The organism is Streptomyces sp. bgisy027 (assembly GCF_057710365.1).
In genome coordinates, this window is sequence record NZ_JBYIVZ010000073.1 from 15,630 (window position 1) to 27,708 (window position 12,079).

At 70.4% G+C, this 12,079-nt stretch carries 10 protein-coding genes and 2 pseudogenes; 3 read left to right on the forward strand and 9 right to left on the reverse strand.

Annotated elements, in window-relative coordinates:
• Positions 1-2: 2 nt before the first annotated feature.
• The gene (locus tag AC3ETA_RS43465; protein WP_432198434.1) at positions 3-590 is read right to left on the reverse strand and encodes a WXG100 family type VII secretion target; all 588 of its coding nucleotides are present in this window, start codon (positions 588-590) and stop codon (positions 3-5) included.
• A gap of 590 nt (positions 591-1,180) precedes the next feature.
• Between AC3ETA_RS43465 and AC3ETA_RS43470 the strand changes: the two genes are divergently transcribed.
• Complete coding sequence (locus tag AC3ETA_RS43470) at positions 1,181-1,738, forward strand: glycoside hydrolase family 25 protein (protein WP_432198435.1); 558 nt, start codon at positions 1,181-1,183, stop codon at positions 1,736-1,738.
• Between the two features lie 43 nt (positions 1,739-1,781).
• On the opposite strand, the gene AC3ETA_RS43475 is transcribed toward AC3ETA_RS43470, so the two are convergent.
• On the reverse strand, positions 1,782-2,000 hold the full coding sequence (locus AC3ETA_RS43475) for an EF-hand domain-containing protein (protein WP_432198436.1): 219 nt from the start codon (positions 1,998-2,000) through the stop codon (positions 1,782-1,784).
• Between the two features lie 265 nt (positions 2,001-2,265).
• On the opposite strand from AC3ETA_RS43475, the gene AC3ETA_RS43480 reads away from it, so the two are divergent.
• On the forward strand, positions 2,266-2,901 hold the full coding sequence (locus AC3ETA_RS43480) for a GNAT family N-acetyltransferase (RefSeq protein ID WP_432198437.1): 636 nt from the start codon (positions 2,266-2,268) through the stop codon (positions 2,899-2,901).
• 39 nt (positions 2,902-2,940) lie between these two features.
• On the opposite strand, the gene AC3ETA_RS43485 is transcribed toward AC3ETA_RS43480, so the two are convergent.
• The 5 genes from AC3ETA_RS43485 to AC3ETA_RS43505 all read right to left on the reverse strand — a co-directional run bounded on the left by AC3ETA_RS43485 (position 2,941) and on the right by AC3ETA_RS43505 (position 8,567).
• On the reverse strand, positions 2,941-4,122 hold the full coding sequence (locus AC3ETA_RS43485) for a YncE family protein (protein WP_432198438.1): 1,182 nt from the start codon (positions 4,120-4,122) through the stop codon (positions 2,941-2,943).
• Between the two features lie 139 nt (positions 4,123-4,261).
• Complete coding sequence (locus AC3ETA_RS43490; protein WP_147993852.1) at positions 4,262-4,765, reverse strand: ATP-binding protein; 504 nt, start codon at positions 4,763-4,765, stop codon at positions 4,262-4,264.
• Positions 4,766-5,051: 286 nt separating this feature from the next.
• On the reverse strand, positions 5,052-5,819 hold the full coding sequence (locus AC3ETA_RS43495) for an enoyl-CoA hydratase/isomerase family protein (protein WP_432198439.1): 768 nt from the start codon (positions 5,817-5,819) through the stop codon (positions 5,052-5,054).
• A gap of 93 nt (positions 5,820-5,912) precedes the next feature.
• Positions 5,913-7,154 (reverse strand): L,D-transpeptidase, encoded by a 1,242-nt coding sequence (locus tag AC3ETA_RS43500; protein WP_432198452.1) that lies wholly within the window; start codon positions 7,152-7,154, stop codon positions 5,913-5,915.
• A 180-nt stretch (positions 7,155-7,334) separates the two neighbouring features.
• Positions 7,335-8,567 carry a L,D-transpeptidase gene (locus tag AC3ETA_RS43505; protein WP_432198440.1) on the reverse strand — a complete coding sequence of 411 codons (1,233 nt, stop codon included), beginning with the start codon at positions 8,565-8,567 and terminating at the stop codon, positions 7,335-7,337.
• A 373-nt stretch (positions 8,568-8,940) separates the two neighbouring features.
• On the opposite strand from AC3ETA_RS43505, the gene glgX reads away from it, so the two are divergent.
• A complete protein-coding gene (gene glgX, locus AC3ETA_RS43510; protein ID WP_432198441.1) occupies positions 8,941-11,184 on the forward strand; it encodes a glycogen debranching protein GlgX in 2,244 nt (747 codons plus the stop codon).
• Positions 11,185-11,522: 338 nt separating this feature from the next.
• Here the strand turns inward: glgX and AC3ETA_RS43515 are convergent.
• A pseudogene (locus AC3ETA_RS43515) lies at positions 11,523-11,795 on the reverse strand (response regulator transcription factor); the annotation flags it as partial.
• A 30-nt stretch (positions 11,796-11,825) separates the two neighbouring features.
• Positions 11,826-12,020: pseudogene (locus AC3ETA_RS43520) on the reverse strand (ATP-binding cassette domain-containing protein); the annotation flags it as partial.
• Between the last annotated feature and the right edge of the window lie 59 nt (positions 12,021-12,079).

Consider the following 12,079-nt stretch of genomic DNA (forward strand, 5'->3'; position numbering starts at 1 on the left):
TGTCAGTTGAAGTCGGAAAGAGAGCTGCGGACGGCGTTCATCTCCTGCTCGTTCGCCGACTCCGTGCGCGTGTAGTTCCCCGCGGTCGTGGTACACCGCGTTCCGATCTCCTGGCAGAGCTTCTGCAGCTTCGTTGCCTGCCTGTCCCAGCTCTCCATCGTCCTGCTGAGCTCCACGCCCAGTTGTCCGCCCCACAGGTCGCCGCTCAGGGCGCCGACCGCACCCCACATGCGTTCATCGCTGCCGACGTGCCCGTGACTCCGCACCACGCTCGCCATCTCCGTGGAGGCCTGACCCGCGCGGTTGAGGGCGGCCGGGTCCTGGACGCCGGACATGCCGTTCGTCTGTACGCCGCCGGCGCCGCCCCCGGCCGACATGAGCCGGATGTCTCCACCGTCGTGGCCGCCGCCCGTGGTCGCGCGCGGCGCAGGATCGAGGTCGCGCACGTCGGCGCGCGCGGGCGAGGCCGACATCCGGTACGCCGTACGCGGGTCCACGCCAGTGGCGGGCGCGGTCGGCACGGATATGCGTGGATCCACCCCGGTGTTCGGCGCGGACACCGGACGTATGTCGTCGAAGTCGGAACTCACTGCTACCCCCGTGGCCGACGGGATACCCGCCACGGGCACCCCATCGCATCAAAAGTGATCTTCCATTGGAGCCTATCCATCGTCATGAGCCGCGATCCAGTGGGGGCGGGTGGAGATGACGTGAGCATGGCCAGGCATGCCCCCCTGATCGAGCGAAGATGCAGGTCGCGCGCCCCACCAGGCCGCCTGGCCGACTCGCGGGGTGCCGTACTCGTCCGAGTCCAGGGCGACGGGGGGCTTTCAGGTGTCCAGCGGGAGCTGGAGCGCCACATGGTGCCGCCGGTGGGCGAGACGGTTCTGACCGGCTTCCAGGTGCGGCGCCAGCTCAAGTGGGCATCAAGGGACGCCCCGTATTCTCACTCCCCGAGGGGTGTAGGACCCGCGAGATACCCCTGCCGCAGGTCGGGCGGCTGGTCGTGCAAAGGCGCTCTCATGGCGGCCAAGTACGAGGAGACGGCGCGCGGAGGGCCGGCGGTCAGCATCATCGAATGTTGCCCCTTCCACGTCAGGAACGCGTCAACCGCGCCACGGTGGGGCATACACCCAGTCCAACTCCTGTCCCCCCCACCGGTACATCAGGGAGTCCCCCCATGCTGCGCGGGATCGACGTGAGCGCGTACCAGTCCTCGTCCTACGACACCGACGGCCTCTCCTTCGTCTTCATCAAGGCGACGGAGGGGCGCTCCTACATCAACCCCAAACTCGCCGCCCAGACGAAACGCGCCCGTGACGCCGGCCTGGTCGTCGGCTTCTACCACTTCCTCTGGCCCGGCAACCTCTCCGCCCAGGCCGACTACTTCGTCAGCAAGGCCCCCGAGAAGGCGGGCGACATCCTCGCCGTCGACTGGGAGACCACGAGCGAGGGCACTCACGCCAGCAACGCGGAGAAGGACCTCTTCATCCGCAAGTTGAGAGAGAAGCGCCCGAACAACCCGGTCGTCCTCTACTGCAACCGTCACTACTGGCTCAACGTCGACACCACCTCCTACGCCGGCGACGGTCTCTGGATCGCCGACTACGTGACGGCGGGCAAGCCCCGCATCCAGGCGAAGTGGCGCTTCCACCAGTACACGGACGACCCGCTGGACAAGAACGTCGCGCAGTTCTCCAGCAAGGCAGCGCTGCGGGAGTGGGCCGAGAACGCCTGAAGGGGCGCCTTCCCCGGGAGGAGGGCGCCCCTTCATGGATGTGCTACTTGTTCAGGAAGCCCCAGAACTCGTCGAAGGACAGGAGCTTGTCGCCGTTGAGGTCACGGCTCTTGATGATCGCCTCGGCGACGGCCTCGGTGACGTTCCAGTCGCCGCCCTGAGCGAGGGCGGTCTTGAACTCGGCGGCGGTGATGGTGCCGTCACCGTCCGCATCGATGCGCTCGAACTGCTTGCGTGCTTCCTCGATGTCGATGTGCGCCACCGGTCCGCCCCTCTACTCGCGTCTACTCGCGTCTGTCGTGTCTGTGCCGGCCTGCTGCCGCAGGTCACATTAGCCGCGGTCAGATTAACCGCCCCCGCACGCCTCCAGTGCGGCGACCGCCCGGCGGACTCCGCGCGGTACGCCGACTCGGGCCCGCGGCCCTTCAGAAGCGAGTGACCGGCTGCCGCGCCGTCGGCGATCATGTCTGCGAGTGTGGGCCTTCCGGTGGGCGCGGACTCAAGGAGCGGGACGAGGGACAGGCGGCGTGGCGGAAACCCTGCGGGACATTCTCGACTCGGTGGCGCGGGGCGTCTTCCCGCCCGCGGACGGCCGTACGACGGTCCTCCCCCAGCCCTCCCGGCGCGACGCGGGTGTCCTCGCCTTCACCGCGCACTCCGTCGTCCTCACCGACGAGGACCCGGCGTGGGTGTACGACACCCTGCGCGAGGTGGACTGCGACGCGCCGGCCGCGCCGATGAACCCGCGCTTCCTGGCGGCCTTGATGGAGCGGACGGGGCGCGGGGCCGAGACCGTGGACGCGGTCCTGGTCGCGGAACCGCTGCCGGGCACGCCGCCGCTCGCGCTGAGGGAGATCGAGGACGCCGGGCACTCCCGCGTCGGCTGTGCCCGACGGCGGCGCGACGACGTGCGCGCGTGGGCGGCGGACGGCGGGGTGCTGGTGACGGGACGCGGCGTCGCCGGGCGGCTGGAGGTCTCGGTGGAGGTGGACGAGGGGCTACGGCACCAGGGGCTGGGACGCCTGCTGGTGACCGCGGCCCGGCATCTCGTCACGGAACCGCTGTGGGCGCAGGTCACGCCGGGGAACGCCCGCAGTGCGCGGACGTTCCAGGCGGCGGGCTATCGGCCGGTGGGCGCGGAGTTGCTGCTGCACACCCGGTAGGGGACGAGGGTCGGTGAAGGGCGTTCAGCCAGTCGGCGGCTAGCGGAAGATGCCGGTGTGGCCGAGGGAGTAGCGGCCCGGCTGCGGGTACACGGCGAGGCCGTGCGGGCCCTCGCCGACCTGGATGCGGGCGAGTTCGGCGCCGGTGCGGGTGTCGATGGCGTACACCTCGGAGTCGTAGCGGCCGGAGAGCCACAGCACCTTGCCGTCGGCGGAGACGCCGCCCATGTCGGGGCTGCCGCCCTCGGGGAGGCGCCACTTCCGGGTCAGCCTGTTCCGGGTGAAGTCGAAGACGGAGACGGTGCCCTCGCCGCGGTTGGAGACGTACATCTCGCGTGAGTCGCGGCTGACGTAGAGGCCGTGGGTGCCCTTGCCGGTGGGCAGGAGCTCCGGGGTGTCGAACTTGTCGCCGTCCAGCACCCACATGCCGTCGGCCATCATGTCGGCGATGTAGAACCGCTTGCCGTCCGGGGAGACCTTGACGTCCTGCGGCATGGCGCCGTCGAAGGGGAGCTTCTGCTGGGCGACGACCTTCATCCTCTCGGTGTCGACCTTCAGCAGTTCGCCGCTGAACTCGCAGGAGACGATGAAGTAGCGGCCGTCGAGGGAGAAGTCGGCGTGGTTGACGCCGTAGCAGGTGACCGGTTCGGTTCTGATCCGCTTCATGGTGTGGGGGTCGCGGAAGACGAGTTCGCGGTCGAGCGAGGCCATGACCACGGCGTACTTGCCGTTGGGGGTGAAGTAGAGGTTGTAGGGGTCGTGGACCTCCACCACCTCTCCCGCCTTGCCGGTCCTCGGGTCGATGGGGGTGAGGGTGTGGCCGCGGTTGTTGTTGACCCAGAGGGTCTTCAGGTCCCAGGACGGGACGACGTGCTGGGGCTGGCGGCCGACGGGGATGGTCTCGATGACCTCGTACGTCTTCGGGTCGATGACGGAGACGGTGTCGGACTCGCTGTTCGGGACGTAGACGCGGGACGGGAAGTCCTTGACGACCGGGGAGAGCCGGTTGGGGCGGTCGGCGGCGTAGACGTCCTTCGGGTCGAGGACGGGCGGCATGCCGGCCAGGCCCTTGACGGGCTCGTCCTTCACCGGGGCGGGGACGGCGGCCTGGGTGCCGCGGGGCGTCTCGGCGCGGCCCTCGCCCTTGGGGGAGGCGGTGCCGCAGGCGGCGAGCGCGAGGAGGGCCAGGCCGGCGAGGAGGGTGCGGTAGGTGTGGTTCATCGGCAGTTCTTCCGGTGCGGCGGGGTGGGGGCGCCGCACTATTTAATGAGTATTACGCCGAAAACCATGCCATTTACCCGATTGGCCCCTGCCGCGGGTCGCCGCGGCCTGACCCGGAGTCACCTTGGCGCGGGAGGCCCTAGCGGTCCGCCACCCTCATCTCGAACCACGTCGTCTTGCCGCGCGGCAGCAGGTCCACGCCCCAGCGGTCGGAGAGCTTGTCGACCAGGAACAGGCCCCGGCCGCTGATGTCCATCTCCTGGACCGGCATCAGACAGGGCAGACCGCGGGACGGGTCGCGGACCTCGATCCGGATCCAGCCCCGGCGGCGTCGCATCCGCAGGCCGAAGACACGGGCGCCGGTGTGGCGGACGGCGTTGCCGACGAGCTCCGAGACGAGCAGGACCGCGTCCTCGGTCATCTTGGGGGTGAGGCCCCACTGGCGCAGAACCACCACTTGCGCGAGCCGGCGCGCGGTCGCGGCGGATTCCGGTCGGGACGGGAGCGGAACTTCCGCCTCCGTAGGATTACCGAACAACTCCAGCGCCTTTGAGGCAGCTTCGTCCTCGACCGCCGGCGACCAGCGCGCCGCAGTCGCACGGCCGTTTCCCCGCGGGTGTTCGACACCCTCCAGCCCCGCCATGCCCCCATCATGGCCGCCCGCGCGGCCCTCCGGGGCCGTTCCGGAGGAATACACCCCCCGGAAGACCTCATTCCGCACCGGCCCGTTGGCATATGCCGATGGCAGTTCAGAGTCCTTGACAGCCCGTCCGACCTGCGACGAAGGGGCCGCTGGAGGCAATCGACGGGCTCCCTCGACAAGGCAGCCTTAAGGTTGCCTTAAGGCTGCCATAAACCGCCCCATCGAGGGACCCGGATCAGACACCGCGTCAATTGCAAGTGGCTCGGGCGAGTTTCAGATGTGAGATTCAGAGGAACTTGGCCTTGCCCGGCCCCTCCTCGACGAAGCTCCGCATGCCCCGCTCCCGGTCCTCCGTCGCGAACAGCCCGGCGAACCAGCCGCGCTCGACGGCGAGGCCCGTCTCGATGTCCGTCTCCAGGCCCGTGTCGATCGACTCCTTCGCCGCGCGCAGCGCGATCGCCGGCCCCTGCGCCAGCTTCGCGGCCCAGGCGTGCGCCTCGGCGTAGACCTCGTCCGCGGCGACGACACGGTCCACGAGGCCCAGCTCCCGCGCCTCGTCGGCCTTCACCATACGGCCCGTGAAGATCAGGTCCTTCGCCTTGGACGGGCCGATCAGCCGGGCCAGCCGCTGGGTGCCGCCGGCACCCGGGATCAGGCCGAGCAGGATCTCCGGCTGGCCCAGCTTGGCGTTGTCAGCGGCGATGCGGAAGTCCGCGCACAGCGCCAACTCGCAGCCGCCGCCGAGCGCGTAGCCGGTCACGGCGGCCACGACCGGCTTCGGGATCCGGGCCACCGCGGTGAACGACTCCTGGAGGCCCCGGGCGCGCAGGACCATCGCCGTGTGGTCCATGGCCTGCATCTCCTTGATGTCCGCGCCCGCCGCGAACACCTTCTCCCCGCCGTAGATCACCACGGCCCGCACGTCGTCACGCCGGGTCGCCTCCTCGGCCAGCTCCTTGAGCCTGTCCTGGGTGGCGACGTCCAGCGCGTTCATGGGCGGGCGGTCGAGACGGAGGGTACCGACACCTTCGGCGACTTCGAGATTCACGGTCATGCGAGCAGGTTAACGGGGACTAACGGCCACGGCCCCGGTGCCGTACCTCACATCGAGGCTGAGCGCCGGGGCCGTGTGTCCGCAAGGGCGGAGTTACGCCTTCCACTTCTCCCAGGACATGTTCCAGCCGTTGAGGCCGTTCTCCGGCGCGACCGTCGCGTCGGCGGAGTTCTTCACGACCACCACGTCGCCGATCATCGAGTGGTTGAAGAACCACGCGGCCGGGGTGCTCTTGTCCCACGCGCCCTTGACGTCGCGCAGGCCGATGCAGCCGTGGCTGGCGTTGTAGTTGCCGAAGGCGCCGCCGCCCCAGTAGTTGCCGTGGATGAAGGTGCCCGAGTCGGTCAGACGGGTGGCGTGCGGCACGTCCTCGATGTCGTACTCGCCGTCGTAGCCGACCGTGTCGCCGTTCATCCGGGTCTCGACGAACTTCTCGGTCATGACCATCTGGCCGTTCCAGGTGTCGTACCCGGGCTTGCCGGTGGTGACGGGGATGGTCCTGACGACCTTGCCGTCCTGGGTGACCTTCATCTTCTTGGTCTTCACGTCGACGACCGAGACCTGGTTGCGACCGATCGTGAAGGAGACCTTCTTGTTCTGCTCGCCGTAGACGCCGTCACGGCCCTCGACGCCGTCGAGGTTGAGCTCGACGGTGACCTTCGTGCCGGACTTCCAGTACTTCTCGGGACGGAAGTCGAGGCGGTCGTTGCCGAACCAGTGGCCCGCGACCTCGACCGCCGGCTCGGTCTTGACGGTGATCGCCTTCTCGACGTCCTCGGGGTTGGTGATGCCCCGGTCGAAGCGCAGGGAGAACGGCATTCCGACGCCGACCTTCGAACCGTCCTCCGGCGTGAACCGGCCGATGAAGGTGTTCTTCGGCGTCAGGGTGGTGAAGTCGGCCTCCTTGGCGGCCTCCAGACCGTCGGCGTCCTTGGCGACCGCGTGCACCGTGTACTTCGTCGCGGCGGCGAGGTGCGTGGACGGAGTCCACGTGCCGCCGTCGCCGGATATCTTCCCGTCTATCGCGTTGCCCTTGGCGTCCTTGACCTCGACGTCCGTCAGCTTGCCCTTGGCCGCGGTCACCTTCAGCGCACCGCTGGTGTCGACGGACTTGGCGCCGTCGCCCGGCGCTATGGTCACGACCGCCCGGGACTTCCTGGACTCCGCCGTAGTGGAGTCCACGCCCTTGCCGTCCCCGGCACCCGTGTCCGATCCGCCGCCCCCGCCGCACGCGGTGACGGCGATCAGCAGGACGCCGGCCAGTGCCGCAAGGCCGGTTCGCCCGCGCCCTCCGCGCGCGTCAACCGACGCCCCCGATATCGGCCGCACGTTCAAGTCGTACTCCCCTCCCCGGGCCAGGTCCGGCCCGCTCCCCCGCGCGTCAGCCGCGCGCATCGGCGCATATTAACCACAAGGCCAGGCGTGTCGGCGCCGCGCGTTTGTCACCGTTCCGTTCCAACATCGCCGAGCGGCCGGACCGCCGGGCCGCCCGCCGCAACTCACCCCCCTGTCCGATTACTTCACCGCACTACCGCTCTTCCACTCCTTCCAACCCATATTCCACCCTCCGAGGCCATTGTCGGGAGCGACCTTTTTGTCATCGCTGCGGACCACCTCGACGACGTCACCGACCAGGCTGCGGTCGAAGAACCAGCCCGCGGGCGTCTCGGATCCGCCGCCCTTGACGTCCCTGAGTCCCACGCATCCGTGGCTGACGTTGCCGTGTCCGAAGATGGCGGGGTCCGCCCAGTAGTTGCCGTGCAGGAAGGTGCCGGAGTCGGTCAGACGCATGGCGTGCGGGACGTCGGGGATGTCGTACTCGCCCTTGCCGTCCTTCTTCTTGAAGCCGACCGTGGCGCCGTTCATCCGGGTCAGTTCGAACATCTCGGTGACCACCATCTTGCCGTTGTAGGTGGTCATCTTCGGGGCGCCGGCCGTGACGGGGACGGTGGCGAGGAGTTCGCCGTCGCGGCGGACCTCCATGGTGTGTTCGGTGGCGTCGACCAGGGATGTCTGGTGGCGGCCGACGGTGAAGGAGAACGTCTTGTGCTGCAGGCCGTACACCCCGCGCGCTCCCTCGACGTCCCGCAGCCGCAGCGCGACGGTGACCCGGGTGCCGGGCCGCCAGTAGTCGCGGGGGCGGAAGTCGAGGCGGGACTTGCCGAACCAGTGCGGGCGGATGTCCACGGCCGGTTCGGCGGTGACCTCGACGGCGCGTTCGACGGCGGCCCGGTCCTCGATCTCCCGGTTGAACTCCAGGGAGACGATCATGCCGGTGCCGACGGTGGAGCGGTTCTCCGGGGCGACGTAGCCGACGAACCGCTGGTCGGGGACGTATGTGGTGAAGGTCGTGTGCCGTGCGCTGCGGCGGCCGTGGGCGTCGAGGGCCACCGCGTCGACCGTGTACCTGGCGGCCAGCGCGAGCCGGGGGTCCTCGGGCTCCCAGCGCAGGCCGTCCGCGGAGACACGGCCCGGCACCGGAGTCTCCTGCGCGTCCTGCGACTTGACGACCTTCACCGACTCCAGGCGTCCGCTGGGCACCCTGACGAGCAGTTTCTCGTCGGGTCGCGCGCCCTTGGAGCCGTCGTCCGGGGTGACCCGGATGACGTCCTCGGGCGCCGGCGCCTTCTGGTCGGCGGCGCCGCCGTCCGTCGTGCATCCGGCGGCCCCGGTCAGCAGCCCTGCCCATGTCAGTACGGCGGCCGATGCGGCCCCCGCGCGCCGCGCGCGCCCTTGTACGTGCCTCACGAAGACCCCAACGACCGGGGCGGCCCTGGGGAAACGTGAGCGCGGGGCGCTGCGCGACGTGTGCCGCGACAGGCCGGCGATCCAGCTGCGGGTCCGTCGTGGCTGGTCGCGCGGCTCCCCGCGCCCCTCAGGGACGCGGCCGGCCACGGGACGCTGCCGGACCCGGCGCTCGGCCGACTTCCGCAGGGTCGCTTTGGCCATGGCGTGGGCAGAACATGTGGGAGGACGACGCGACGGGGAGCCGCGGGCAGGCCCTGTCGTCAGATTCCCGACGTCCGCCCACCGGGCAGGCGGGAATCTGACGACAGGGCCTGGGGACGACCGCGTGCTCTCCTTCCACGTCGTGTGGTCCGTGAGCCGTGGGAGGCCGCAGGTGTCGAGCGCAGCCGAGCAGGAGGCGGTGGCCGGGGCGGTCGCCGCTGAGGAGGGGCGCCCGGCCGCCGTCGTGAACGGCGCGCGGCTCAAGGCCCCCGGGGTGCCCGTGTGGCCGGGCACGCCCGTGCCGCTCGGCGCCCGGTTCCGGGTCGGTCCGGACGGGGTGGCGGGCACCAACTTCGCGCTGTGGGCGGGCGGGGCGGAGTCGGTGGAGCTGTGCCTGTTCGACGAGCAGGGAAGGGAGACACGGGCCCGGCTGTCCGAACTGACGCACGAGATCTGGCACGGCTTCGTGCCGGGTGTGATGCCGGGGCAGCGCTACGGCTACCGGGTGCACGGCCGCTGGGACCCGTGGACCGGCGGCCGCTGGAACCCGGCGAAACTGCTGCTCGACCCGTACGCCAGGGCGGTCGACGGCGACTTCGGCCTGCCGCCGGAGGTGTACGGGCACGTCCGTGACTGGCCGCAGCAGCATGTCGCGGACACCGTGCGCGACGAGCGGGACTCGGCGCCCTTCGTCCCGAAGGGGGTCGTCGTCCACGATGACGACGACTGGGCGGACGACCGCCGGCCGAAGACGCCGTGGGCCGACTCGGTGATCTACGAGGTGCATGTGCGGGGGTTCACCAAGCTGCACCCGGGGATCCCGCAGGAGCTGCGGGGGACGTACGCCGGGCTCGCGCATCCCGCGGCGATCGAGCACCTGGTGAAGCTGGGCGTGACGGCGGTGGAGCTGCTGCCGGTGCACCAGTTCGCGCACGAGGACCATCTGCTGCGCAAGGGCCTGCGCAACTACTGGGGCTACAACTCCATCGGCTACTTCGCGCCGCACGCCGCGTACGCCGCCTCGGGCACGAACGGTCAGCAGGTCGGCGAGTTCAAGCGGATGGTCCGCGCCCTGCACGCCGCCGGGATCGAGGTCATCCTCGACGTGGTCTACAACCACACGGCGGAGGCGGGCGAGCTGGGGCCGACGCTGTCGCTGAAGGGCATCGACAACCGGGGGTACTACCGGTTGCAGCCGGACGCGCGCCGGTACGCCGACTACACGGGCTGCGGGAACACCCTGCACGTGGTCCAGCCGCAGGTGCTGCGCCTGATCACCGACTCCCTGCGCTACTGGGTGACCGAGATGGGCGTGGACGGCTTCCGCTTCGACCTGGCCGCCGCGCTGGCCCGCTCCATGCACGACGTCGACATGCTCTCGCCGTTCCTCGCCGTCATCGCGCAGGATCCGGTGCTGCGGCGGGTGAAGCTGATCGCCGAGCCGTGGGACGTCGGCTCGGGCGGCTACCAGGTGGGGGCGTTCCCGTCGCTGTGGACGGAGTGGAACGACCGCTACCGCGATGCCGTACGGGACTTCTGGCGGGGCGCGCTGCCGGACGTACGGGATCTGGGGTACCGCCTGTCGGGGTCCAGCGACCTGTACGCGTGGGGCGGCCGCCGGCCGTACGCCTCGGTGAACTTCGTGACCGCGCACGACGGCTTCACGCTGCGGGACCTGGTGTCCTACGAGCGCAAGCACAACGAGGCCAACGGCGAGGGCAACCGGGACGGCTCGAACGACAACCGGGCCTGGAACTGCGGTGCCGAGGGCGAGACCGACGACGAGCGGGTACGCGCGCTCAGGCGGCGGCAGCTGCGGAACCTGCTGACGACGCTGCTGCTGTCGACGGGTGTGCCGATGCTGGTCGCGGGCGACGAGCTCGGGCGCACGCAGCGCGGCAACAACAACGCCTACTGCCAGGACAACGAGATCGGCTGGCTGGACTGGAGCCTGCTTCAGGACCCCGGCTGGAAGGCCCTCTTCGAGCTGACGGCCCGGCTGATCGAGCTGCGGCACCGGCACCCGGTGCTGCGCCGCCGGGCCTTCTTCTCGGGGCGGGCGCACTCGGCGGACGGGCTGCGGGACCTGGCGTGGTTCACCTCGCGGGGCTCGGAGATGACGGAGGGGGACTGGTACGCGCCCGCCGCCGCGCTGGGCATGTACCTCTCCGGGCGGGACATCCCGGGCCGGGACGAGCGCGGGGCGCCGATAGTGGACGACAGCTTCCTGGCCGTCCTGCACGCCGGGGACCGTCCGGCGAGCTTCGTGCTGCCGGGGCCGCCGTGGGCCGAGCGCTACGAGGTCGTCGTCGACACCTCACGGGAGGAACAGGGCGAGGCACCGGGCGTGGAGCATCGGGCGGGGTCCGCGATCACGGTGCCGGCCCGTGCGGTGCTGTTGCTGCGGGTGGCTTGAGGCGATGTTGAGGGTCGTTGAGAGGGCTTCGCAGCTCGGCCGGCCCGGCGAGTACGACCTGTGCGAGAGTTCGTCGGCCGCAGGCACGAGGGTCCCTGGCTGCTCAACCTCGACTTCACCAGCCCGCACTGGCCGTGGCTCGCGGAGGCGACGCGGAGACCGGTGCCGAGATCGCGGCGCGAAGTCCCAGGGGAGGTCGTCGCCGCGCTCAACCACACCTGGCCCACGACAAGCGCGAGCAGGCCGATCGGGCAGGCCCCGGACGAGCCGGCGTTGCTCGCCGAGCTGAGGGCGTCCTGGGAACGGACCGCGAACACCCTGCTGCCGTACCCGTCCTGGCCGAGGATCCCCCGCTCGTACGCCGTCGCGACCGCCGCCGCGCGGTCGTTGACGCCGAGCTTGGCGTACAGGTGGGTGAGGTGGGTCTTCACGGTCGCCTCGCTGATGAAGAGCTCGCGGGCGATCTCGCGGTTGGGCGTGCCCTTGGCTACCAGGGCGAGGACCTCGCGCTCGCGGGCGGAGAGGGGCTCGTTGCCCCGGGCCCTCGGGGTGCGTACGACCGGGACGAGGCGGGAGGCGACGGCCGGGGACAGGACCGTGCGGCCCGCGTCGGGGACGCGCAGACCCTCGACGCACTCGACGGTGGTGGTCTTGCCGGCGCCGTTGGGGCCGAGGACGCCGAAGATCTCGCCCTCCTCGACGGAGAAGGAGACGCCGTCGACGACGGCGCGGCCGCCGTAGGACTTGCGCAGGTCGGTGACTTCGATGACGGACATGGCATCAGGGTCCCGGCGGGGCGGCCGCCGCCACATCGGCCGTCGCGCTCGAACGAACATCCTCCGATCGGTTGATGGCGGCCGTACTACCCGTCCAACTTGCCCAGGTCGTAGGGCCG